Below are 21,729 nucleotides of genomic sequence, written 5' to 3' on the forward strand. Positions count from 1 at the left end.
GCGGCCTCAGACCGCGGGAAAGCGTTCGATGTTCAACTCGACCCAGTCGCGGAGTCCGCGCAGAGGGCGAGCGGCATCGATGCCGAGCTCGGTCAGTGAGTACTCGACCCGCACCGGCACCTCGGCGAAGACCTCGCGCGTGAGCAGGCCTCGGTCCTCGAGGCGGCGGAGCGTGGCGGTGAGGACCTTCGGGCTGATGCCCATGAGCCGCTTCTTGAGTTCGCCGAACCGCAGTGCGCCGTCTTCGAGGGCTCCGATCGCGAGCGCGCTCCACTTGTCGGCGAGCAGGTCCAGAACGCCGCGGCACGGGCACTGGGCGTCGTAGACGTCATGCGGGGTGCCGAGCGCGCAGGTGTCGAGCGTGGTCATCCCGCAATGGTAACCGAAAGATACTAGAGACCCTTGCGGGTAACTGGGGTGGACTGGATATGGTCGAGCCATGGCAGAACAGACGTCCCCCACGACACCCGCAGAACTCCCCGCGACCATGCTCGCGATCGACGCGCCCGGCGGTGCGGCATCCGATCCGGGTTCGATGGTCGACGTGGAGATCCCCACTCCCGTTCCCCACGGACACGACCTGCTCGTCGCGGTCGACGCCGTCTCGGTCAATCCGGTCGACGTCAAGAATCGCGGCCGTGCGAAGAAGGGGGATGCCCCGCGTGTGCTCGGCTTCGACGCCGTCGGCCGCGTCGTCGCCGTCGGCGAGGACGCTCGTCGTTTCGCCGTGGGTGACCGCGTCTTCTACGCCGGTCAGGTCGACCGTGCAGGATCGGACGCGCAGTTCCAACTCGTGAACGAGAACATCGTCGGCGCGGCACCGGAGTCGCTGACGGATGCCGAGGCCGCCGCCGTGCCGCTCACGGCGATCACCGCCTGGGAAGCGTTGTTCGATCGGCTCCGCCTCGACGCCGACAGCGAGGGCACCCTGCTCGTGATCGGTGCTGCGGGCGGGGTCGGGTCGCTGATCATCCAGTTCGCCCGGGCGCTGACGCGACTCACGGTGATCGCCGTGGCCTCCCGTCCGGAGTCGGAGGAATGGGTGGCGCGGATGGGCGCCGACCACGTCGTCGGGCGCGACTTCGCCGACGCCGTCCGCGAGATCGCACCGGGGGGCGTCGACTACGTCTTCACCTCGTTCACCCCGGGCAACATCGACGCCATCGCCGCGGTCATCCGCCCCCGCGGCGAGGTCGTGTCGATCGACGAGACCGGTGGCAGCATCGACGCGCTCAAGGGCAAGAGCGTCACGTGGCACTGGGAGCTCATGTTCACCCGGCCCATCCACGAGCCCGACGACGACTACCAGCACGAACTGCTCACGCGCGTCGCCGGTCTCCTCGACGCCGGGGAGGTGAGCACGACGCTCACGACCACTCTCTCGCCGCTCGATGCGGCGACCCTTCGCGAGGCGCATGCGCTCGTCGAGACCTCGCGCACGATCGGGAAGGTCGTCGTGACCGGTCCGTGGGGCGCGGAGTAATCGGCTAGTCGCCCAGCGCCGCCGCGATCGCGGCATCCACGTGCAGCGAGGTCGTCGGGAACACGGGCACCGGCACGTCGTCGGCCGTGAGCAGCAGCTCGATCTCGGTGCAGCCGAGGACGATGCCCTCCGCGCCGCGCGCGATCAGCCGGTCGACGACCTCGACGTACGCCCGTCGTGACTCGTCGCGCACGACGCCGTGCACCAGTTCGTCGTAGATCACGGCATGCACGGTGCGGCGGTCGTCGGCATCCGGAACGAGGGTGCGGATGCCGTGCGCCGCGAGCTTCTCGGCGTAGAACGGCTTCTCCATCGTGAAGGCGGTGCCGAGCAGGCCGACGGTGGCGAGCCCCGCGCCCGACGCCGCCGCGCCGGCGGCATCAGCGATGTGCAGGAAGGGGATGCCGACGGCATCCGTGATCCGGTCGGCGACGAGGTGCATGGTGTTGGTCGCAAGCACGAGGATCTCGGCACCTGCTGCCTCGAGCGCGCGGGCGCGATCGGCGAGGAGAGCGCCCGCGGAGTCCCAGTCGTCCTGCGCCTGCAACGCCTCGATCTCGGCGAAGTCGAGCGAGTCGAGCAGGATGCGGGCCGAGTGGTAGCCGCCGAGTCGTGCGGCGACCCGCTCGTTCGCGAGCCGGTACCACTCGAGGGAGGACTCCCAGCTCATGCCGCCGAGAACACCGATCGTCTTCATCCGATCAGGCTATCCGCGGTGTGGGACCCTTCGACAGGCTCAGGGACCCAGCCTCTGCAACGGGTCGCTGCGTCTGAAACTGGGTCGCCGTGCACGCAACTGGGTCGCTGAGCCCGTCGAAGCGCCCCGCCGCGAGACTCACGCCAGCGCGGAACTCCCCTGCAGGGCGTGCACGACGGGGGCGAGCTCGGGCTGATCCATGGCGTCGCCGAGCGTGCGCTCGAGGGTCTCGTCGTGGATCGGGTGCGCCTGGTCGTACAGCGCACGCCCGGCGGCGGTGAGCTCGGTGTAGATGCCGCGGCGATCGTCGGCGCAGAGGATGCGGGTCAGCAGCCCGCGATCTTCCAGGCGGGTGACGAGGCGGGTGGTGGCGCTGGGGCTGAGGGCGGTCGCGCGCGCGAGCTGCTGCATCCGCATGTGCCAGCCGTCCTGACGGCTGAGCGCGTCGAGCACGGTGTACTCGACGACCGACAGGCCCACGGATGCTCCGAGTGCGCGTTCGAGCTCGGTCTCGATGATCCCGTGCAGGGCGGCGAGTGTGCGCCAGCCTCGTGCGCGGATCTCGACGGCGTCGTCCGAGATGCCCATGGTGACCTCCGAAAGTCGTTGCTTGCGCAAACTACTTGCGCGTGCAATCATTGTGTTCCGGACGCAATATCCCGCGTCTGCAACTACCTTATCAGAGCACCACGGAGCACCACCATGCCACTCGGACTCATCGCACTCGCCCTCGGAGCCTTCGGGATCGGACTCACGGAGTTCGTGATCATGGGCCTGCTGCCCGAGGTCGCCGCCGACTTCGCCGTGAGCGAGGCCACCGCCGGCTGGCTCATCTCCGGCTACGCGCTGAGCGTCGCGGTCGGAGCGCTCGTCGTCACCGCCGCCACGGTGCGGCTGCCGCGCAAGGCCGTGCTCATCGGGCTGCTCGTGCTGTTCATCGCCGGCAACGCCCTCACCGCGATGGCTCCCGACTACACCGGCGCCATGATCGGACGCATCGTCGCGGCGCTGTGCCACGGGGCCTTCTTCGGCATCGGCTCGGTCGTCGCCTCCGAGCTCGTCGCCCCCGACAAGAAGGCCGGTGCGATCTCGATCATGTTCACGGGCCTCACCGCGGCGAACGTGCTGGGCGTGCCGTTCGGAACCTTCATCGGCCAGCAGTTCGGCTGGCGTGCGACGTTCTGGGTGATCACCGTCATCGGTGTCGTCGCCCTGATCGGCATCGCCGCCGTCGTGAAGGCCCCGCGCTCCGCCGACGCGGTCGTGAGCCTGCGGCAGGAGCTCTCGGCGTTCCGCTCCGGGCAGGTGTGGCTGTCGCTCGTCATCACGGTGCTCGCCTTCGGCGGCATGTTCGGCGCCTTCACCTACGTCGCGTACACGCTCACCGGAGTCTCGGGCTTCGACACCGCCGCCGTGCCGTGGCTGCTCGTGCTCTTCGGCGTCGGTCTCGTGGCCGGTAACGCGATCGGCGGACGCCTCGCCGACCGCTCGATCGACCGCACGCTCCTTCTCTTCATCGCGGCGCTCGTCGTCGTGCTCGTCGCGTTCGCCCTGCTCGCGTGGTCGCAGCCCGCGACGATGGTGATCCTCGTCGCGATGGGCGGCTTCGGCTTCGGCACCGTTCCCGCGCTGCAGAGCCGCATCATGCAGTTCGCTGGTGGGGCGCCGACGCTCGCCTCGGGCGCGAACATCGGCGCGTTCAACGTCGGCAACGCGCTCGGCGCCTGGGCCGGAGGTGTGGGGATCGCCGCCGGGCTCGGCTACACCTCCCCCATCTGGATCGGCGCGGCGATCACGGCATCCGCCCTGGTGATCATGGTGTTCGCGGCGCGGGCGGCCTCTGCGGCGCGGCGCGCGCACCGCGCGGAGTCGGTCGAGCTCGTCTCGGTCTGAGGATCTCGGGGTGGGGCCCTTCGACAAGCTCAGGGACCCAGTTTGTGGGGCCCTTCGACAAGCTCAGGGACCCGGTTGCTGGGTCGCTGAGCCTGTCGAAGCGCTCCGCCCGGGCGACTACTGCGCGCGCATGAACTCCTCGGCCTGGCGCACCTGCTCGGCCGACGGGCGGATGCCGGTGTACAGCACGAACTGCTCGAGCGCCTGCCGCGTCGCGACCTCGGCGCCGCTGATGACCGTCTTCCCCGCCGCGCGGCCCGCGCGCACGAGCGGCGTCTCGGCGGGCAGCGCCACGACGTCGAAGACGACGGATGCCGCGGCCACCGCCTCCTCCGAGAACGACAGCGTGTGCTCATCGGGCCCGCCGGCCATGCCGATCGGGGTGATGTTCACGATGATGTCGGCGGTGCTGTCTCCGGCATCCGCCTGCCAGGCGAAGCCGTACAGGTCGGCGAGGGCGCGCCCTGCCCGCTCGTTGCGGGCGACGATGGTCACGTTCGCGAATCCGGCGTCGCGGAAGGCGGCGGCTGTGGCCTTGGCCATGCCGCCCGATCCCTTCAGCAGCACCGAGGCTGCGGCATTCAAGCCGTTCTCCTGGATGAGCTGGGCGATGGCCGAGTAGTCGGTGTTGTACGCGGTGAGCACGCCGTCGTCGTTCACGATCGTGTTGACCGAGTCGATCGCCGAGGCCGACTCGTCCATGCGGTCGACGAGCGCGATGACGTCTTCCTTATAGGGCATCGAGATCGCGCACCCGCGGATGCCGAGGCCGCGCACGCCCGCGATCGCCTGGGCGAGATCGGTCGGCGCGAAGGCCTTGTAGATCCAGTTGAGGTCGAGGGCCTCGTAGAGGAAGTTGTGGAAGCGCGTGCCGTTGTTGCTCGGTCGAGCCGACAGCGAGATGCACAGCGTCATGTCCTTGTTCAGCATGGTCACCCGCTCAGGCTACTCAGCTTCGAGCGCCTCGCGGATTCGGGAGAGGCGGAACGCCGGAGGTGCCCCCGTGCTGTCCGCCCCGCCTCTTCCCGAAACCTGCGATCCTTGCGGATCAGTCTCCCCACCCTTGCCGCTTCCGCCACGGCCCCCGTCGTAGCGTGTTCGTGCTTCCTCCCCTATGGTGAAGATGCATGCACATGGGGATCGATCGTCTCCGTCTTTCCCCAGAAGACGGGAAGCCTTCCCCAGAGGCAAGACGATCCGTGCATGCGATTGGGCCCTCTCGAGTAGGTCAGTCCCCAATGGGCTACTCGAGGGGGCCGCTATCGACATGATTGCACTTTTTTTGAGATTTGTCCCCCAAATGGGGGACACGGATCCAAAAAAAGAGGTACAGTGGAATCTGACGCACCCTCCGGTCGTCTTCGGCCCTCATCGCTCCCCCCGCGGTGAGGGCCACACCATTTTCTGAGCGAGGGTCCGTCCTCGGGGGCGTCGGCGCACGACGCCCCCGCTACCGTGCCGCTCGTGCAACATTTGGATTACCTTCTGATTGCGGCTATTGCCCTCGGGGTCTCCTCCACTAGCGTTAGCGATGTCGGTGCATCCCTGCGTCGGCTATTTTTTCCAGCAGAACAGGCAGTACATGAGCACCCAGGGCACGGTCAAGTGGTTCAACTCGGAGAAGGGCTTCGGCTTCATCTCCCCCGACGACGGAGGCGCTGACGTCTTCGCGCACTACTCCGCAATCGATTCCTCCGGCTACCGGTCTCTCGAAGAGAACCAGCGAGTCGAGTTCGACGTGGCGCAGGGCCCCAAGGGCCTGCAGGCAGAGAACATCCGCCCCCTCTGAGCGGGCAGGAGCATCGCTCCCCGACCGGATCCGTCGCCATCGGTGACATCCGGCGGGGAGCTTTGTGCTTTTCGGGGTGATTCCGGGGCGGGCGACGCGTCGGTCGGCGTGCACTAACTCAGGAAGAACGGGCGATTTCCGCCGGATCCGGCCCGAATCGCGCCCGATCGGTCGAGTCTTCCTGAGTTGGGTACGCGACCGATCGGCGTCAGGCCGAGAGCAGCAGTGCGCGCAGCTCGTCGACGGATGCTGCGCGGAACGCCGCGTCGTCACCCTCGTGCGCGTCGCTGAAGCCCCACTCGACGAAGATCACCGGAACGCCGTTGGCGTTGCCGCCCTCGACGTCGTGGTGACGATCGCCGATGAGCACCGGGCGCGAGACGTCGGCGCCGCGCTCTTCGAGGCGGCGCAGCGCCTCGGCCACGATGTCGGTCTTCGAGGCGAGGGTCGACTCGTCGGGCGTCGCTCCGACCGTCGTGACGAAGTCGGCGCGCAGGTCGAAGTGATCGATCAGGGCGTCGACCTGGTTCTCGGGCTTCGAACTCGCGGTCGCCTGCGGGATGCCGGCGGCGTGCACGTCGTGGATCAGGTCGGTCACCCCGGGGTAGGTGGTGACGTCGGTCGTGTAGCCGTCGGCCTTGCCGAGCGTGCGGTAGAACGACACGGCCTCGGCGGACTGCTCGGGCGTCATGCCCGCCTGATCCTGGAACGACTGGAACATGGGCGGCCCGATCCAGTGCACGAGCTGCTCGCGCGTCGGCGCCGGGTGCCCGAAGTGAGTGAGGGCGACGTTCAGGCGGCGCAGAATGCCCACCGAGGCGTCGACGATCGTGCCATCGACATCCCACAGCACGCAGGAGTAAGGGGAGGAGGCCATGCCCTCCAGCCTATGGGGCGCGGGGCGCGTGATCGCACACGGTGCACGGACGTGCAGATGGGGGCAGGCGTCAGAACAGGCGGGGGATGCCCGACTCGATGCCCTTCATGTCGTCGTAGTCGAGAACGAGGCAGCGGATGCCGCGGTCCTCGGCGAGCACGCGCGCCTGCGGCTTGATCTCCTGCGCGGCGAACACGCCCTGCACGGGGGAGAGGTGCGGGTCGCGGCCGAGGAGTTCGAGGTAGCGGGTGAGCTGCTCGACGCCGTCGATGTCGCCGCGGCGCTTGATCTCGACCGCGATGGCGGCGCCGTCGGCATCCCGCACCAGCAGGTCGACCGGGCCGATCGCCGTCGGATACTCGCGGCGCACGAGCGTCGCGCCCTCGGAGATGCGCTCGACCTGCTCGGCGAGGAGGCGCTGCAGGTCGGCCTCGACGCCGTCCTTCTGCAGGCCGGGGTCGATGCCGAGCTCGTGCGAGGTGTCGTGGATGACCTCGTAGATCTGCACGCGCAGCGCATCGCCGGTCTTCTTGTGGCTGACCCGCCATACCTCGACGACGCCGGCGCTCGCTTCTTCCTCGCCGGGCTCCTCGGTGGTGAGGGTGCACGGCGGGCTCATCCAGTTCAGCGGCTTGTAGCTGCCGCCGTCGGAGTGCACGAGCAGACTCCCGTCTCCCTTGTGCACGAGCAGACGCGTGGCAAGCGGAAGATGGGCATTGAGCCGACCGGTGTAGTCGACCGAGCAGCGGGCGATGACGAGACGCACCCGACGAGCCTACTTCGTCGCGCGCGGGTTCTCGCGCGACGGGTTCGCGAGTCTGCGCAGGGCTGGGGCGCGGGTGCTCACCTTCGACGCACGGTCGACGGGATCGTCTCGCGGGTTGAGTGTCGGAGGGCGCAGCGGCAGGCGGATGCCGCGCGGCCGACGCGCCTACTTCGTCGCAGACACCTTCTCGTCGGCGCGGAGCGGGCGGGCGGCGCCGGAGAACAGGCCGGATGCCACGATCAGGGCGACCAGGATGAACAGCGTGTTGAGCAGGCCGATGTGCTCGCTGATGAAGCCGAGCACGGGAGGGCCGCCGAGGAAGGCGACGTAGCCGATGGTCGCGGCGGCGCTGACGCGGGCTGCGGCCTTGGCGGGGTCGTCGGCCGCCGCCGACATGCCGATCGGGAAGCCGAGCGAGGCGCCGATGCCCCAGAGTGCCGCGCCGACCAGCACCAGGGGCAGGTTCGGGGCGAGGATGAACAGCAGCACACCGCTCGCCGCCGACACCGCGAGCACGCGCAGCACCGCCACACGGCCGAAGCGGTCGACGAGGGGTCCGCCGAAGAGGCGCACCACGGTCATCCCGACCGAGAAGACGGCGAGGGCGATGGCACCGGTGCCCGTCGTGAAGCCGTGACCCTGCTCGGTGCCGAGAGCGATCCAGTCGTTCGCGCCGCCCTCGGCGAAGGCCATGCCCAGCATGACGACGCCGAGGAGGTAGGTGCGGGGCTCGCGCCACGCCTCGAGCGAGGTGTGCAGGCGCTCGCGCCAGGCGGGCTTCTCGGCGGGTTCGGGATCGAGCGCGGCCTCGCGCACGGGAACCTGCAGGAAAGTGGCGACGGCGACGAGAGCGAGCAGCATGCCCATGATGCCCGCGTGGGTCGCGACGGTGAGCTGCAGCCAGGCGGCCAGCGCGCCGATTCCCGCGCCGATCACGGTACCGAAGCTGAAGAACGCGTGGAACACCGGCAGCACCGTCTTGCCCATCTGCTGCTCGATCGCCGTGGCCTCGACGTTCATCATGACGTCGAGGCATCCGTTGCCGAATCCGAACAGCACCATGCCGGCGAGCACGAGCGGCACCGAGCCGAACACGGTGGACCCGAAGCCGACGAGCGCGATGCCCGCCGAGAACATCAGCATCATCGTGAGCATGCCGACGCGCGCGCCGGTGCGGGCCATGACGGCGGGGCTCGTCGAGATACCGATGATCGAGGCGATGCCCATGCCGAGCAGGATGAGTCCGACCTGCGCGTTGTCGAGGTCGAGATCGGCTTTGATGCTGGGGACGCGCGACGCCCACGTGGCGATCGACAGACCGCTGGCCATGAAGATCGCGAAGATCGCGGCGCGCCAGCGGACGAACTGCGAGCGGGTGAGGACGGCATCCATGCGCGTCATCCTATCGAATCGATTCGACGCGCGGAAAGGCGGGCGGGCTATTCTCGAAGCATGAGCAGTCAGGAGCCGCCTCGGCGCGCGACCATCGCCGACGTCGCCCGTGAGGCAGGAGTCGCGACGTCGACGGCATCCGTCGTCTTCAGCGGCAAGGCCAAGGTCGCCGACGCCACCCGCGAGCGCGTGCTCGCCGCCGCCGCCGACCTCGGCTACGCGGGCCCCGACCCGCGGGCCGCCTCGCTGCGACTCGGACGCAGCGGCATCGTCGCCGTGGTCTTCGAGGGGCACCTGCGCAACGCCTTCCTCGACCCCGTCACCACCGCCATGATGGACGGTCTCGCCGACGGGCTCGCCGAGCTCAGCGCCGGCATCCTGCTCATGCGCGACGAGCCGGGCGAAGACGGCCCCGGCCTCGCCAGCGCCCCGGTCGACGCCTACGTGCTGATCGGCTGGTCGGGTCGCACGCGCGAGTCCGTCGAGGTGGTGCGCGGTCGCGGCCTGCCGGTGGTCGTGATCGAGGGCGACCCGGGCGACGGCACGATCCCCCGCATTGCACTCGACAACGCGGATGCCTCGGCCGAAGTCGCCCAGCACGTCTACGACCTCGGGCATCGCGACGTCGCCCTCATCACCCTCACGCTCGGCCACGACCGCGAACGCGGACCCGTCACGCCCGAGCGCCTCGCCGCCGCGACCGTCGGGGTGACCGTCGACCGGCTCGAGGGCATGCGTCGCGTCTTCCCCGACGCTCCGGCGATCTCGGCATCCGGCAGCTTCATCGACGAGGGCATCGTCATCGGACGGATGCTGCTCGCCGACGCCGCGACCCGACCCACCGCCGTGCTCGCGCAGAGCGACCTGCTCGCGGTCGGTGTGATCCGCGCCGCGGAGGAACTCGGCCTGCGGGTGCCGGAGGACGTCTCGGTCGCCGGGTTCGACGGCATCGCGATCGACGGGCTCGGTGGGCAGTCGCTCACGACGACCGTGCAGCCGGCCGTCGAGAAGGGGCGCGCCGCCGGCGAGCAGGTCGCGCGGATGCTCGGCGGCGAGGCCGGGGAGACGCAGAACCTGACGTGCGTGTTCCGGCCCGGCACGACGACCGGGGTTCCGGCGCGCTGAGGCCCTTCTCGGGGTGGGGCCCTTCGACAGGCTCAGGGACCCAGTAGCGGAAACTGGGTTGCTGAGCCGAAAACTGGGTTGCTGAGCCTGTCGAAGCACCCACCACGCAGCACGTCAACTGCGCTGCGGCCCCAGGGGCAGCTCCGTCTCGCCAAAGTCGAGGATCCGGTAGCGGCCGCACTCGATGATCTCGTCGGGGATCGCCTGGATCGGCAGTTCCCACTCGACCGTCTGAGCATCCTCGACGAGGAACGACACGGTTTCGGTGTCGAAGTCCGTCCGGTTCACGAGCCACGCGTAGCCGTTGAGCTGGTGGTCGACCTGCACGAGCTGCGACGGGTCGTCGAGGTGGAGCTTGGGCAGACGAACGGTCCAGAACTGCCCGGCGCCGGTGCGGGCGGATGCCTCGACCCAGTCGGTCACGCACGCGGCATCCGCATCTGACGCGTTCGCGGCGTCACTCAGGCGGGGGATGCTGAGGCCGCCGCCGACCAGCAGGATCACCGCCGCGACCGCCGCCGCTTGCCGCCGGAGTCGTGTCGGCAACCGCAGCGTGCTCGGCATCGCCACGAGCGCGAGCGCCGGGGCGAACGCGACCGGTTGCAGGTAGCGCGCGGCGTGCGTGCCGAGCACGATCGCCCCGACGGCGACCAGCACTGGCAGGGCCCAGCCAGCCACGGCGACGAACCGTGAGCCGGGATCGTCGACCCTCACGGTCCGTACGACGGCCAGCGCGATCAGGGCGAAGACGACGAGGAGCGCGACGACCCCGGGCGGTGTCGAGAGCCGCGCCGCGAGCAGGTCGCCGTAGTAACCGATCGACTCGCGCCAGAGGTCGGGCTGGGCGTATCCGGCACCGGTGTTCGCGATCCATGCCGAGAACGGAATACGCGCGGCGAAGCCGAGCGCGGTGCCGCCGATGAGTGCAGCGAGAACGGTCAGCATCCGCCGCCGCGTGGCTGCACGCAGGGCGCCGATGATCGCGATCGCGCCGAGCGGTACGGTCGCCCACGCCGCGAAAAGCGGGTTCGACAGCGTCGAGACGAGGGCCACGGCGCCGAGCACGAGAGACATCGGCACGAGGTGGGCGCCGTCGAGCATCCGTCGGGCGATGCCGAGCACGAGAACGACCCCGACGACCGTCGCCGAGTAGTACGTGGTCGTGAGCTGCAGCGAGGCGAGTTCGAGGGCGTCGCGCGAGGCCGAGGTCTCGGTCATCGCGAGCACGCCGAACGCGGCGAGAGCGACCACCGACCAGGCGACCGGTGCCCGTCCTTCTCGCCGTCGCCCGGCGACGAGCCGCAGCGCGCCGTAGAGGGCGAGCAGGTTCACGACCGCGCTCACGGCGAAGAGTCCGTTCGCGTCCAGCGGCAGCGCCGCGTCGAGACCGGTGAAGACCGCCGTCTCGGGCAGGAACAGCACGCTCGACATCGCCCAGTCAAGCGAGTCGCCGGCGAGCAGCGAACGCGAGAGCATCGCGACGATGAGAGAGTCACCGTCGCGGAACAGCAGGTCGGCTCGGACGGAGGAAGCGACGGATGCCGCGACGATGAGCGCCACGGCGGCGGCCATCACCCATCCCCCGAGCTCTCGCACCCACGTCCGCGTCACGGGCTTACTCTGCCACGACCGTGTTCTCGTGGGGGACGCTTCGACAGGCTCAGCGACCCAGTTCTTGTCAGCGACCCAGTGGCGTGGGATGAACACGAACTGGGTCCCTGAGCCTGTCGAAGGGCCCCGCCCCATGGCCGCTCGATGCCGCAGTTGTATAGTCAGCGCATGCGGAGGATCTGCGCCGGTATCGGCCTAGCGGGGATGCTCGCTGTCGGGCTCACCGGGTGCAACCTCCCGTTCCCGGGCGAGTACACGAACTCGCCGCTGAAGTTGTCGAAGGTGGATGGGAGCCCGGCCATTGCCTACTGCGGCGATCCCGGGACGCTCGTCTATGTCGTTATGTGGTGGGCGCAACGGTCGGACACCTCGTATGGTGAGGTCGCCTTCAAAGCGTCAGGAACGGCGGAGATTCTCACCGGAACGATCATCGGGCCTTCCTCCCTCCCCTCCGGAATGACCGTCGCGGACGACTCAGGATTCCCCGCAGACTTGGACAACATAGACGTCACTGTCGAGGTCGACGGTATGAAGTCGAGCGTTCAGTTCTTCTTCGAGGATGATGTCGCGTCGATCGAGGACTGGCAGCCGGACGGATGGATGCGCGCGGACGGGTCGTACAGCGAAGAGCCGTGCGGGTGAACCACGACGGTGGTGGGGTCGACGGGGCCGTCGTGCGGAACCGCGCGACGACGCCTCAGGGGAATGTTCACCGAATCCGGAGGATCTGCGCCGGCGTCGGCATAGCGGCGATCCTTGCTGTCGGGCTCACCGGGTGCAACCTCCCTTTCCCCGGGGAGTACACAGACGCGCCACTGAAGTTGTCGAAGGTGGACGGGAATCTGGCCATCGCGTACTGCGGTGATCCCGGAACGCTCGTCTTCGTTGACATGTGGGTGGCGCGGCGATCGAACACCGCGCGCGGCGACGTTTCGTTCGAAGCGTCGGGCTCGGCGGAGATCGTCGGCGGATCGGTCATCGACACCGCCGCGCTCCCCGCGGGGCTGACCGTCACGGCCGATTCCGGATACCCCTCGGATCCGGACAACATCGCTGTCACTCTCGAAGTTGATGGTGTGCAGTCGTTCGCTCAGTTCTTCTTCGAGGATGATGTCGCGTCGATCGAGGACTGGCAGCCGGACGGATGGATGCGCGCCGACGGGTCGTACAGTGCGGAGCCGTGCGAGTGAATCCTGACCTCATCATCGGGGGAGTGCTCGTCGCCGTCGGGATCATCGCGATCCTGGTGAGACGGCCCTTCGTGCGGCTCATGTATCGCGGTCTCCGCATGTTCTATGGAGAGCCAGTGGCTGACGACTCGATTCGCGGACGCCCGATCGTGCGCATCGCGGTGGTGGGCGCGTTCACGATCGTGTGCGGTGGCGTGCTGTTGGTGACGGCGGCGATGGAGCTGCTTTGAGAGGACAGGGTGTTCGCGTGGGGGACGCTTCGACAGGCTCAGCGACCCAGTTCTTGTCAGCGACGCGGGCCCGCCCCTTCGTCTCGCTTCGCTCGCTCAGGAACCGGCGGCTCGGTCCCTGAGCGAGGAGCGAAGCGACGAGACGAAGGATCTCAGTCGACCTGGGCGCGGAGGTCCCAGACCTGTTCGATCGGGGCGAAGCCCTCGGCGCCGTCCGGGCCGCGGAACAGTTCGACGAAGCGGCCGATGTCCTTCTGCCACTCGGCGTTCGCCGGGTCCTCGTCGAGCTCGGCGACGGCGGCATCCCAGTCGTCGCACTCGACCAGGTGGAACAGCCGCTGGCCCGAACGCCAGATCGTCCAGTCGTGGATACCGATGCGCGCGAACGTCGCCGCGAGGGCATCCGGGATCCGGGCGTGGTGCGTGCGGTAGTCGTCGATCGCGCCGTCGCGGATCTCGGAGTGCAGGGCGATGCGCATGGGCATCCTTTCGTCGGTCGTGCGGGTCAGTCGCGCGGGCGGAAGGAGATCGCGACGGGGATCGCGGCATCCGCTGCTTCCACCACGATGGCATCTCCGTCGCGCGAGGCCGAGACCGGCTCGTCGCCGATGCGCGCGCTCGTCTCGTCGAGCAGGCCGTCGGGATCGGGCAGACGGATGCTTCCGCGCTGATCGGTCACGGCATGCACGGCGCCGTCGGTGCGGGTCCAGCGCACCCACGGCTCGTCGGATGGCTGCAGGCGCGGCTCGGGCCGGGCGCCGAAGACGGCATGCCCGAACCGCTGGTTCCACTCGCCCAGCCCCTCGAGCGTCTGCCGCTGCGCGTCGGGGATGCGACCGGATGCCTCGAGTCCGATGTTCAGCAGCAGGTTGCCGCCGCGCGACACGACGTCGACGAGCAGGCGCACGGCCTCGTCGGCGGTGAGGAGGTGCTCGGTACCCTCGTTGCGGTTGTGCCCGAAGGAGAGGCCGATGCCGCGGCAGTTCTCCCACGCCTCGCCGACCTCGACCGCGGTGCCGTGCACGTACTCGCTGGTGCGGAAGTCCCAGTGCGACTCGCCCCACCGGTCGTTGACGACGCCCTCGGGCACCGCGTCATAAAACGCCTGGAACGCGTGCGCGAGGCTCTTGGGCCCCGGTTCGATCCCGGCCTGCGGCCAGCGGATGTCGCCCCAGAGGATGTCGGGGCGGTAGCGGTCGATGAGGTCGATGACGTGATCGTGCGCGTACTCGGCGTAGGCGAGGTCGTCGGGGGCCGGGGCGTCGTCGCGGTCGATGGGCGGCAGGTCGGAGAAGTGCCAGTCGAGACCGCCGGAGTAGTAGACGCCGAAGCGCAGGCCGCGGGCGCGGGTGGCGTCGGCGAACTCGGCGATCAGGTCGCGCTGCGGTCCCCGGGCGACGGTGTTGCGTCCATCGGTGGCCGGCGCGTCCCACAGGGTGACGCCGTCGTGGTGCTTGGTGGTGGGGATGAAGTACCCGGCGCCGGTCGCGGCGACGACCGCGAGCACCTCGTCGGCGTCGAACTCCTCGGCCTTCCACTGGTCGAGGAAGTCGTCGTAGGGGGCTCCGCCGTGTACCTCCTGCTGGTGCCGGTGCGCGGGCGATCCCTCGATGCGGATCGTGTTGGCGTACCACTCGGCGTAGGGGTTGTGGGCGTACCACTCCTCGCGCGGCACGGCTCCGAGCTCGCCGGTCGGCTCGGCCCAGGCGGGCACCGAGTACGGCCCCCAGTGCACGAAGATCCCCAGCGCCGCGCCGCGGAACCACTCCGGCAGCGGGCGCTCGAACGCGCGGTACTGCGCGGGGCGAACAGGATCGGTCTTGAACATGGCCATCATCGGCACCCTTCGTCACACCCTTGTGAATTGCTTCGACTATCACCTATCCTATAGGAAATCTGGAACTCAACGAGGAGCTTCAATGACACCGGCAGACTTCCGACGCCCCACCACCCGCATCCCCGGCGGTGAATGGTTCAGCGGCGCGGGCTTCGGCATCTTCGTGCACTGGGACCAGGCATCCCAGCAGGGCATCGAGATCTCCTGGCCGCTGGTCGGCCGCTCGATCATCCCGGGCGTGGATGCCGTCGACGACGCGGTGACCGTCGCCGAATACCAGGCCACCGCGCCCACGTTCGACCCGCAGAACTGGGATGCCGCCGACCTCGCTCGCCGCGCGAAGGCGGCCGGTGCCACGTACGTCGTCTTCACCGCGCGCCACCATGCCGGATACAACATGTTCTTCACGGAGCAGTCGGACTTCGGGGTCGAGCACGGCCCCTTCGGTCGCGACATCACCCGCGAGTTCGTCGACGCCGTGCGCGCCGAGGGGCTCAAGGTCGGCATCTACTACAGCCTCCCCGACTGGAACCACCCCGACTACCCGGCGTTCCGCGATGAAGACCTGCCCTACAAGCTCGAGCACTGGCCCGCCGCCGGCATGCCCGAGTTCGCCGACACCCCGGATGCCACCGATCGTCACCGTCGCTCCAGCCCCGAGGAGTGGTCGCGCTACCTCGAGTACGTGCGGGCGCAGCTGACCGAGCTGCTCACGAACTACGGCACGATCGACCTGCTCTGGTTCGACGGCGACTGGGAGCGCTCGGCGGCGGAGTGGACCGCTCCGGGTCTGCGTCGCCTGATCAAGGAGTTGCAGCCCGACGTCGTGATCAACGACCGCCTCCCCGGGCAGGGCGACTACCGCACGCCCGAGCAGGGGTTCCCGCTCACAGTGCCCACCGGTCCGTGGGAGCTGTGCCTCACGATCGGCGACCACTGGGCCTGGCGCACGCACCCCGACAACGAGAAGTCCGCGCGGTCGCTGCTGGTGACCCTCATCGACGTGGTCGAGCGCGGCGGCAACCTGCTGCTCAACGTCGGCCCCGGCCCCGACGGCACCCTGCCCGAGGTCGAGAACGAGCGCCTGCAGGAGTTCGCCGAGTGGATGCACGCGCACGCCGAATCCGTGATCGGTGTGGAGCCCACGCAGGGCATCGACTTCCACGGTCCGACGACCGCCCGCGAAGGGCGCCTCTACCTGCACCTGACCGCGATCCCGGTCGACGAGATCATCGTGCGCGGTCTGCCGGTGCGGCGCATCACGCGGGTGCACCGGCTCGCCGACGGCCTCGAACTGCAGCACGACGCGAGCTTCGAGGTGCACGAGGCATCCACCGCCGGCGACGACTCCGGCGAGCTGCGCATCGTCGCACCGGCATCCCCCAGCGGTGCCCTCATCGACGTCATCGCCATCGACTTCTCCACCGAGTGATACCCGAGTGATCCGAGCAGTACCGCAGTAACCCGAGCAACACCCCCTCAACAACACACGCATCAGTTGCAGCATCCAATGAAGGAGGCAGTCAGTATGAATGCAGTCTCGAACCGGCGCGCGAAGCGCCTCATCCTCACCGGCGTCGCCGGCCTCAGCGCCCTCGCTCTCGCGGGGTGCGCGAGCGGCGGCGGCGGGGGAGGCGGCGGCGAGGCGGGCGGCCCGCTCGTGCTCTACACCTGGGCCGCGAGCGAGGGCGACCAGGCCCAGTGGGCCGACTTCATCTCCGGGGCGCAGGCCGAGGATCCCGACCTCGACATCTCGGTCGAGGGGCCGAGCTTCTCCGACTACTGGACCAAGGTGAAGACCCGCCTCTCGGGTGCCAACCCGCCCTGCCTGCTCACGACCCAGGCCGCCCGTGCACAGGAGCTCGGCGACCTGCTCATGCCCCTCGACGACCTGATCGAGAAGAGCGGCTTCGACATCGAGAACATCGACGAGTCGATGCTCAGCGGCATGACGGTCGACGGCACGATCCGTGCGATCCCCTACGACGCCGAGCCCATCGTGCTCTTCTACAACGTCGAGGCCTTCCAGGCCGCCGGCCTCGAGCTGCCGGGTGCGACCTACACGCGCGACCAGTTCGTGTCGGATGCCAAGGCGCTCACCGACGGCGACAAGAAGGGCCTCGCGCTCGCGCCCGGCATCTTCATCCCGAACGCATGGTCGCTGGCCGACGGCGTGCCCGCGGTCACCGAGGACGGCGAGCTCGACCTCACCAACCCCGAGTTCGTCGAGCAGATCCAGAGCTTCTTCGACCTCGTCGCGGTCGAGGGCGTCGCGAAGGCCCCCGAGGCCGCCGACGGCTCGGAGGTCTCGCAGCAGGCCTTCACCAGCGGCGAGGTGCCGATGCTCATCGAGGGTCCGTGGATGTACGGCAGCTTCGCGGATGCCGCGGACTTCACCCTCGGCGTCTCGATCGTTCCGTCGACCAGCGGCGACGCCGCGGCGATGACCGCCGGCTCCGGCTTCGGCATCGCGGCGAACTGCGACCGCCCCGACGAGGCGTTCGCGGCCATCGAGGCGCTCACCTCGCTGTCGGTGCAGGAGAAGCAGGCCGAGGCCCGCGGCATCGTTCCCGCCCGCATCGAGGCGCTCCCGGCCTGGGCCGAGGGCAAGACCGAGGGCTCGTCGGAGGTGGTCGAGGCTCTGCTCTCGAACGCGACCCCGCAGCGCACGACCCCGACCTGGAACCAGGTCGAGACCCTGATGACGCAGTACGGCGTGCAGGGCTACCGGGGTGAGCTGACGGCGGAGGAGATCATGGACACGATCACGAACTCGGTCGCGGGCTGAGCGGATGGCGATCATGAGCGACCGGAGCGAGGCCACGGCCTCCTCCGCGATGCCCGGCGTGGCGGGGGTGCCCATCGGCGCCCCCGCCCCGCCGGGGCCGCGGCTGCCGCGTCGGCGCGGGAACGGGTGGGTGGCGGTGGCGTTCCTCGCCCCCGGGATGATCGGGTTCGTCCTCTTCATCCTCACGCCGCTGTTCGGGTCGGCCTTCATCAGCCTCTTCGACTGGAAGCTGTTCGGAAGCCCCGACTTCATCGGCCTCGAGAACTACGTCAAGCTGTTCCGCGACCCGACCTTCTACACGGTGCTCGGCAATACGGTCATCTTCGCCGTGGTCTACACGGCGCTGAACCTGTTCGTCGCTCTCACGATCTCGCTCTGGCTCAACACCCGCATGAAGGCCGCGGGCGCGTGGCGGGTGATCTTCTTCCTCCCGGTCATCACCCCGATGGTCGCGAACGCCCTCGTCTGGCGGCTGCTGCTCTCGCAGGACGGTCTCGTGAACTCGATGCTCGCCACCGTCGGCATCGACGGACCCAACTGGCTCTCCGACTCGGCCTGGGCACTGCCCTCGGTGATCGCGATGTCGGTGTGGCAGTCGTTCGGCTACAACGTCATCGTGCTGTCGGCGGGACTCAGCGCCATCCCGAAAGAGCTGCTCGAAGCATCCCGCATCGACGGCACCAGCGCCTGGCAGCGACTGCGGTACATCATCCTCCCGCTGCTCTCGCCCTCGCTCTTCTTCTGCTCGACCATGACGATGATCGGCGCCTTCCAGGTCTTCGTCCAACCGCTGTTCCTCACACAGGGCGGCCCGGGCGAGAGCACCAACACGTTCGTGCTGTACCTCTACCGCAACGGCTTCGTCTTCGACCGGCTCGGCTACGCCTCCGCCCTCGCGTGGATCCTCTTCGTCGTGGTGATGCTCATCACGGCCCTGCAGTTCGTCGGCCAGCGCAAGTGGGTGAACTATGAGTGATCGTGACCTCTCGGCGACCGCGCTGCTGATCCTGCCGCGCCGTCGGCACCAGCGCCGATCGACCCTCAAGGAGTGGTTGAACACCGCTGCGATCGCGCTCGTCGCGCTGATCTTCGCGTTCCCCTTCATCTGGATGTTCCTCACGGCCCTCAAACCCGAGAACGAGGTCTTCACGGCGACGCCGCAGATCTTCGGGTCCGAGATCCGCTGGGCGAACTTCGTCGAGGCGTGGACGGTCGTGCCCTTCGGGCGCTTCATCCTCAACGGGCTCATCGTCGCGATCGCCGGTGCCGCGCTCTCTGTCGTCGTCGCCGTGCTCTCGGCCTACGCCTTCTCGCGGCTGCGCTTCAAGTTCCGCGACAAGCTCTTCCTGCTGTTCGTGCTCACGCTCGTGCTGCCGCAGGAGGTGCTCGTCGTGCCGCTGTTCATCATGATCAACAGCTGGGGCTGGAACGACACCTACGGCGCGCTCATCATCCCGTTCGCCTTCACCGCGTTCGGCACGTTCCTCATGCGACAGTTCTTCCTCACGATCCCGATCGAGTACGAGGAGGCCGCGCTCATCGACGGTGCCTCGCGCCTGCGCACGCTCTGGTCGGTGCTGCTGCCGCAGCTGGTCGCACCGCTGAGCGTGCTCGCGGTCTTCTCGTTCATCGGCTACTGGAACTCGTACCTGTGGCCGCTGATCATCATCAACACACAGGACATGGCGACCGTGCCGCTCGGGCTGGGGATGTTCACCGGCCAGTTCGGCACGCAATGGTCGCTACTCATGGCGGCGTCGACGCTCGCCGTCATCCCCTCGTTGATCCTCGTGCTGCTGCTGCAACGGCAGCTCATCAAGGGGGTCACCCTGGGCGGACTCGGAGGACGATGATGAACGCATCGCAGAACACCGGCTCGAGCATCCTCGACGCCACCACCGCGGCCCACGCTGCTTTCGCCGATGTGACGGCGGGCAGCCGGATCGTGCACGTCGAGGCGCAGCTCGTCGACCTGCCGGTCGAGACCGTGCGCACCGACGCCCTGCAGACCTTCGTCAAGCAGGAGACGATCTTCGTGCGGATCCGCACGGCCGACGGCACCGAGGGTGTGGGATACAGCTACACGATCGGCACGGGCGGCGGGGCGGTGCTGAGCCTGCTGCGCGAGACGCTGCTGCCCGCACTGATCGGGCTGGAGGCCGAGAGGCCCGAGGCGGTGTGGCTCGCGCTGTTCGGCATCACCCGCGCCACCACCGTCGGTCCGATCACCGCGCTCGCGCTCGCCGCGGTCGACACGGCGGTGTGGGATGCGAAGACCCGCCGCGCCGGCCTGCCGCTGTGGGTCGCCGGCGGGGGAGCCTCGCCGTCGATCCCGATGTACGACACCGAGGGCGGATGGCTGCACCTCACCGTCGACGAGCTCGTCGCGCACGCGGTCGCCTCGAAGGAGCGCGGCATGGGCGGGGTGAAGATCAAGGTCGGCAAGCCCCGCGGTCACCAGGACCTCGAGCGTCTGCGGGCCGTGCGCGATGCCGTCGGCGACGACCTCGACATCATGGTCGACGCCAACCAGTCGTTCACGGTCTCGGAGGCGGTGCGCCGTGCGCGCCTCTTCGAGCAGGTCGACGTGTTCTGGTTCGAGGAGCCGCTGCCCGCGGAAGACATCGAGGGCCACCGCCAGCTCGCCCGGTCGACCTCGGTGCCGATCGCGGTCGGCGAGAGCATGTACTCGATCGGCCACTTCCGCGAGCACCTGCAGCGCGGGGGCGCCTCGATCGTGCAGCCCGATGTCGCGCGGGTCGGTGGCATCACGCCCTGGCTCAAGATCGCGCACCTGGCGGAATCGTTCAACGCCCCCGTCGCCCCGCACTTCCTCATGGAGCTGCACGTGTCGCTCGTGTGCGCCATCCCGAACGCCCTCTACCTCGAGCACATCCCGCAGCTGCGGGCCGTCACCACCGACGAGCTGCGCATCGAGGGCGGTCGCGGCTGGGCGCCGACCACGGCGGGCCTCGGCATCGCGTGGGACGACGCGGCGCTCGGGCGGTTGATCGTCTCGTGACCCGTCCCGTTCCCGTGCGCATCGGTCGCGGCGGACTCTCGGCCCCGCCGATCGGGTACGGCGCGGCCGCGCTCGGCAACCTCTACAGCGCGCTCGCCGACGACGCCTGGCCCGAGGTGGTGCCCGCGGCGTGGGCCGGCGGCATCCGCTACTTCGACGTCGCCCCGCACTACGGTCTCGGTCTGGCCGAGCGGCGGTTGGGCGAGAGCCTGCACGCGCTGCCGCGCGAGGAGTACATCGTTTCGACCAAGGTCGGACGGCTGCTCGTGCCGCAGGATGCCGCGGGCCGCACCGACCTCGACAACCTGTTCGCCGTGCCCGCCGATCATCGGCGCGTGCGCGACTACTCGCGCGACGGGGTGCTGCGCTCGATCGACGACTCGCTCACGCGGCTCGGCCTCGACCGGATCGACCTGGTGCTGGTGCACGACCCCGACGACTTCGAGGCCGAGGCCCTCGACGGCGCCTTCCCCGCGCTCAGCGACCTGCGCGACCAGGGCGTGATCCGCTCGTTCGGGGCGGGCATGAACCAGAGCGCGATGCTCGCCCGGTTCGTGCGCGAGACGGATGCCGACGTGATGATGGTCGCCGGGCGTTGGACGCTGCTCGACCAGTCCGCCGGCGACGACCTGCTGCCCCTCGCCGCCGAGCGCGATGTCTCGGTGCTCGCCGCGGCCGTCTTCAACTCCGGCATCCTCGCGACCGATACCCCCGGGCAGGGGAGCCTGTTCGATTACGGTCCGGCCGACCGCGCGGTCGTCGAGCGCGCGCAGGAGATCGCGCGCATCGCGCATCGGCACGGGCGCACGCTGCCCGAGCTCGCGGTGCAGTTCCCGCTGCGGCATCCGGCCGTCGCCGCCGTCGTGCTGGGCGGGGCCAGCGCCGCCCAGCTCGCGCAGAACAGCGCGCTCGCCGACCGACCGGTGCCGGAGGATGTCTGGCGCGAACTGCAGGAGCAGGGCCTGCTCGGAACGGATGCCTCCGCGCGGCAGCCGCGGGCGCGAGAAGGGCAACCCGTACGATGAGACT

General features: G+C 69.2%; 23 protein-coding genes. 13 read left to right on the plus strand and 10 right to left on the minus strand.

Translation table 11 applies throughout. The annotated features are described in order from the left end of the window. Nucleotides 1-6 precede the first annotated feature (6 nt). A complete protein-coding gene (locus ACZ5Y9_RS01950) occupies nucleotides 7-369 on the minus strand; it encodes a winged helix-turn-helix transcriptional regulator (protein WP_247623968.1) in 363 nt (120 codons plus the stop codon). Nucleotides 370-439: 70 nt separating this feature from the next. On the opposite strand from ACZ5Y9_RS01950, the gene ACZ5Y9_RS01955 reads away from it, so the two are divergent. Then, a complete protein-coding gene (locus tag ACZ5Y9_RS01955; RefSeq protein ID WP_247623967.1) occupies nucleotides 440-1,483 on the plus strand; it encodes a zinc-binding alcohol dehydrogenase family protein in 1,044 nt (347 codons plus the stop codon). A gap of 4 nt (nucleotides 1,484-1,487) precedes the next feature. Here the strand turns inward: ACZ5Y9_RS01955 and ACZ5Y9_RS01960 are convergent, their stop codons facing one another. Then, nucleotides 1,488-2,180 (minus strand): aspartate/glutamate racemase family protein, encoded by a 693-nt coding sequence (locus ACZ5Y9_RS01960; protein WP_464472117.1) that lies wholly within the window; start codon nucleotides 2,178-2,180, stop codon nucleotides 1,488-1,490. 138 nt (nucleotides 2,181-2,318) lie between these two features. After that, a complete protein-coding gene (locus ACZ5Y9_RS01965) occupies nucleotides 2,319-2,768 on the minus strand; it encodes a MarR family winged helix-turn-helix transcriptional regulator (RefSeq protein WP_247957317.1) in 450 nt (149 codons plus the stop codon). Between the two features lie 114 nt (nucleotides 2,769-2,882). On the opposite strand from ACZ5Y9_RS01965, the gene ACZ5Y9_RS01970 reads away from it, so the two are divergent. Further along, nucleotides 2,883-4,073 (plus strand): MFS transporter, encoded by a 1,191-nt coding sequence (locus ACZ5Y9_RS01970; RefSeq protein ID WP_464472118.1) that lies wholly within the window; start codon nucleotides 2,883-2,885, stop codon nucleotides 4,071-4,073. A 117-nt stretch (nucleotides 4,074-4,190) separates the two neighbouring features. Here ACZ5Y9_RS01970 and ACZ5Y9_RS01975 read toward each other — a convergent pair whose 3' ends face one another. Further along, complete coding sequence (locus ACZ5Y9_RS01975) at nucleotides 4,191-4,988, minus strand: shikimate 5-dehydrogenase (protein ID WP_464472759.1); 798 nt, start codon at nucleotides 4,986-4,988, stop codon at nucleotides 4,191-4,193. Between the two features lie 667 nt (nucleotides 4,989-5,655). Here ACZ5Y9_RS01975 and ACZ5Y9_RS01980 point away from each other — a divergent pair. After that, nucleotides 5,656-5,862 carry a cold-shock protein gene (locus ACZ5Y9_RS01980; RefSeq protein WP_247623963.1) on the plus strand — a complete coding sequence of 69 codons (207 nt, stop codon included), beginning with the start codon at nucleotides 5,656-5,658 and terminating at the stop codon, nucleotides 5,860-5,862. A gap of 208 nt (nucleotides 5,863-6,070) precedes the next feature. On the opposite strand, the gene ACZ5Y9_RS01985 is transcribed toward ACZ5Y9_RS01980, so the two are convergent. The 3 genes from ACZ5Y9_RS01985 to ACZ5Y9_RS01995 form a co-directional block, all read right to left on the minus strand. Then, a complete protein-coding gene (locus ACZ5Y9_RS01985; protein ID WP_247633349.1) occupies nucleotides 6,071-6,739 on the minus strand; it encodes an HAD hydrolase-like protein in 669 nt (222 codons plus the stop codon). Between the two features lie 70 nt (nucleotides 6,740-6,809). After that, nucleotides 6,810-7,505: an endonuclease NucS gene (gene nucS / locus ACZ5Y9_RS01990; protein WP_247623961.1), complete on the minus strand. Its 696-nt coding sequence runs from the start codon at nucleotides 7,503-7,505 to the stop codon at nucleotides 6,810-6,812. Nucleotides 7,506-7,670: 165 nt separating this feature from the next. After that, the gene (locus tag ACZ5Y9_RS01995; RefSeq protein ID WP_464472119.1) at nucleotides 7,671-8,897 is read right to left on the minus strand and encodes an MFS transporter; all 1,227 of its coding nucleotides are present in this window, start codon (nucleotides 8,895-8,897) and stop codon (nucleotides 7,671-7,673) included. A 60-nt stretch (nucleotides 8,898-8,957) separates the two neighbouring features. Between ACZ5Y9_RS01995 and ACZ5Y9_RS02000 the strand changes: the two genes are divergently transcribed. Beyond that, entirely contained in the window at nucleotides 8,958-10,022 is a 1,065-nt protein-coding gene (locus ACZ5Y9_RS02000) for a LacI family DNA-binding transcriptional regulator (protein WP_464472120.1), read from the plus strand. A 114-nt stretch (nucleotides 10,023-10,136) separates the two neighbouring features. Here the strand turns inward: ACZ5Y9_RS02000 and ACZ5Y9_RS02005 are convergent, their stop codons facing one another. Next, the gene (locus tag ACZ5Y9_RS02005) at nucleotides 10,137-11,633 is read right to left on the minus strand and encodes a hypothetical protein (RefSeq protein WP_464472121.1); all 1,497 of its coding nucleotides are present in this window, start codon (nucleotides 11,631-11,633) and stop codon (nucleotides 10,137-10,139) included. Between the two features lie 168 nt (nucleotides 11,634-11,801). On the opposite strand from ACZ5Y9_RS02005, the gene ACZ5Y9_RS02010 reads away from it, so the two are divergent. From ACZ5Y9_RS02010 to ACZ5Y9_RS02020, 3 genes are read left to right on the plus strand one after another with little or no spacing between them, the layout of a single operon-like run. Then, nucleotides 11,802-12,275, plus strand: coding sequence for a hypothetical protein (locus ACZ5Y9_RS02010; RefSeq protein WP_464472122.1), 474 nt, complete (start codon nucleotides 11,802-11,804; stop codon nucleotides 12,273-12,275). Then, complete coding sequence (locus ACZ5Y9_RS02015; RefSeq protein ID WP_464472123.1) at nucleotides 12,272-12,823, plus strand: hypothetical protein; 552 nt, start codon at nucleotides 12,272-12,274, stop codon at nucleotides 12,821-12,823. The genes ACZ5Y9_RS02010 and ACZ5Y9_RS02015 overlap by 4 nt, the downstream gene beginning before the upstream one ends. 23 nt (nucleotides 12,824-12,846) lie before the next feature. Continuing rightward, the gene (locus ACZ5Y9_RS02020) at nucleotides 12,847-13,053 is read left to right on the plus strand and encodes a hypothetical protein (RefSeq protein ID WP_464472124.1); all 207 of its coding nucleotides are present in this window, start codon (nucleotides 12,847-12,849) and stop codon (nucleotides 13,051-13,053) included. A gap of 152 nt (nucleotides 13,054-13,205) precedes the next feature. On the opposite strand, the gene ACZ5Y9_RS02025 is transcribed toward ACZ5Y9_RS02020, so the two are convergent. Further along, nucleotides 13,206-13,532, minus strand: coding sequence for an L-rhamnose mutarotase (locus tag ACZ5Y9_RS02025; protein WP_464472125.1), 327 nt, complete (start codon nucleotides 13,530-13,532; stop codon nucleotides 13,206-13,208). A 26-nt stretch (nucleotides 13,533-13,558) separates the two neighbouring features. Then, on the minus strand, nucleotides 13,559-14,887 hold the full coding sequence (locus ACZ5Y9_RS02030; RefSeq protein ID WP_464472126.1) for an alpha-L-fucosidase: 1,329 nt from the start codon (nucleotides 14,885-14,887) through the stop codon (nucleotides 13,559-13,561). Nucleotides 14,888-14,972: 85 nt separating this feature from the next. Between ACZ5Y9_RS02030 and ACZ5Y9_RS02035 the strand changes: the two genes are divergently transcribed. The 6 genes from ACZ5Y9_RS02035 (at nucleotide 14,973) to ACZ5Y9_RS02060 (ending at nucleotide 21,725) form a co-directional block, all read left to right on the plus strand. Continuing rightward, entirely contained in the window at nucleotides 14,973-16,322 is a 1,350-nt protein-coding gene (locus ACZ5Y9_RS02035; RefSeq protein WP_464472127.1) for an alpha-L-fucosidase, read from the plus strand. A gap of 96 nt (nucleotides 16,323-16,418) precedes the next feature. Beyond that, nucleotides 16,419-17,678 carry an ABC transporter substrate-binding protein gene (locus tag ACZ5Y9_RS02040; protein ID WP_464472128.1) on the plus strand — a complete coding sequence of 420 codons (1,260 nt, stop codon included), beginning with the start codon at nucleotides 16,419-16,421 and terminating at the stop codon, nucleotides 17,676-17,678. A 13-nt stretch (nucleotides 17,679-17,691) separates the two neighbouring features. Then, a complete protein-coding gene (locus ACZ5Y9_RS02045; protein ID WP_464472129.1) occupies nucleotides 17,692-18,654 on the plus strand; it encodes a carbohydrate ABC transporter permease in 963 nt (320 codons plus the stop codon). Beyond that, complete coding sequence (locus ACZ5Y9_RS02050) at nucleotides 18,647-19,531, plus strand: carbohydrate ABC transporter permease (protein WP_247623950.1); 885 nt, start codon at nucleotides 18,647-18,649, stop codon at nucleotides 19,529-19,531. Before ACZ5Y9_RS02045 ends, ACZ5Y9_RS02050 begins: the two co-directional genes overlap by 8 nt. After that, nucleotides 19,531-20,700 carry a mandelate racemase/muconate lactonizing enzyme family protein gene (locus ACZ5Y9_RS02055; RefSeq protein ID WP_464472130.1) on the plus strand — a complete coding sequence of 390 codons (1,170 nt, stop codon included), beginning with the start codon at nucleotides 19,531-19,533 and terminating at the stop codon, nucleotides 20,698-20,700. Before ACZ5Y9_RS02050 ends, ACZ5Y9_RS02055 begins: the two co-directional genes overlap by 1 nt. Beyond that, nucleotides 20,697-21,725 (plus strand): aldo/keto reductase, encoded by a 1,029-nt coding sequence (locus ACZ5Y9_RS02060; protein WP_464472131.1) that lies wholly within the window; start codon nucleotides 20,697-20,699, stop codon nucleotides 21,723-21,725. Before ACZ5Y9_RS02055 ends, ACZ5Y9_RS02060 begins: the two co-directional genes overlap by 4 nt. The last annotated feature ends 4 nt before the right edge of the window (nucleotides 21,726-21,729 follow it).

The organism is Microbacterium sp. T3-8 (genome assembly GCF_055398145.1).

Bases quoted from the DNA above. Each gene is read 5' to 3' on its own strand.
- ACZ5Y9_RS02025 (WP_464472125.1), bottom strand. From the start codon at position 13,532: ATGCGCATCGCCCTGCACTCCGAGATCCGCGACGGCGCGATCGACGAC.
- ACZ5Y9_RS01960 (WP_464472117.1), bottom strand. From the start codon at position 2,180: ATGAAGACGATCGGTGTTCTCGGCGGCATGAGCTGGGAGTCCTCCCTC.
- ACZ5Y9_RS01965 (WP_247957317.1), bottom strand. From the start codon at position 2,768: ATGGGCATCTCGGACGACGCCGTCGAGATCCGCGCACGAGGCTGGCGC.
- ACZ5Y9_RS01985 (WP_247633349.1), bottom strand. From the start codon at position 6,739: ATGGCCTCCTCCCCTTACTCCTGCGTGCTGTGGGATGTCGATGGCACG.
- ACZ5Y9_RS02030 (WP_464472126.1), bottom strand. From the start codon at position 14,887: ATGGCCATGTTCAAGACCGATCCTGTTCGCCCCGCGCAGTACCGCGCG.
- ACZ5Y9_RS01950 (WP_247623968.1), bottom strand. From the start codon at position 369: ATGACCACGCTCGACACCTGCGCGCTCGGCACCCCGCATGACGTCTAC.
- ACZ5Y9_RS02040 (WP_464472128.1), top strand. From the start codon at position 16,419: ATGAATGCAGTCTCGAACCGGCGCGCGAAGCGCCTCATCCTCACCGGC.
- ACZ5Y9_RS02050 (WP_247623950.1), top strand. From the start codon at position 18,647: ATGAGTGATCGTGACCTCTCGGCGACCGCGCTGCTGATCCTGCCGCGC.
- ACZ5Y9_RS02000 (WP_464472120.1), top strand. From the start codon at position 8,958: ATGAGCAGTCAGGAGCCGCCTCGGCGCGCGACCATCGCCGACGTCGCC.
- ACZ5Y9_RS02010 (WP_464472122.1), top strand. From the start codon at position 11,802: ATGCGGAGGATCTGCGCCGGTATCGGCCTAGCGGGGATGCTCGCTGTC.
- ACZ5Y9_RS02035 (WP_464472127.1), top strand. From the start codon at position 14,973: ATGACACCGGCAGACTTCCGACGCCCCACCACCCGCATCCCCGGCGGT.
- ACZ5Y9_RS02055 (WP_464472130.1), top strand. From the start codon at position 19,531: ATGAACGCATCGCAGAACACCGGCTCGAGCATCCTCGACGCCACCACC.
- ACZ5Y9_RS01975 (WP_464472759.1), bottom strand. From the start codon at position 4,988: ATGACGCTGTGCATCTCGCTGTCGGCTCGACCGAGCAACAACGGCACG.
- ACZ5Y9_RS01980 (WP_247623963.1), top strand. From the start codon at position 5,656: ATGAGCACCCAGGGCACGGTCAAGTGGTTCAACTCGGAGAAGGGCTTC.
- ACZ5Y9_RS01995 (WP_464472119.1), bottom strand. From the start codon at position 8,897: ATGGATGCCGTCCTCACCCGCTCGCAGTTCGTCCGCTGGCGCGCCGCG.
- ACZ5Y9_RS01970 (WP_464472118.1), top strand. From the start codon at position 2,883: ATGCCACTCGGACTCATCGCACTCGCCCTCGGAGCCTTCGGGATCGGA.
- ACZ5Y9_RS01955 (WP_247623967.1), top strand. From the start codon at position 440: ATGGCAGAACAGACGTCCCCCACGACACCCGCAGAACTCCCCGCGACC.
- ACZ5Y9_RS02045 (WP_464472129.1), top strand. From the start codon at position 17,692: ATGAGCGACCGGAGCGAGGCCACGGCCTCCTCCGCGATGCCCGGCGTG.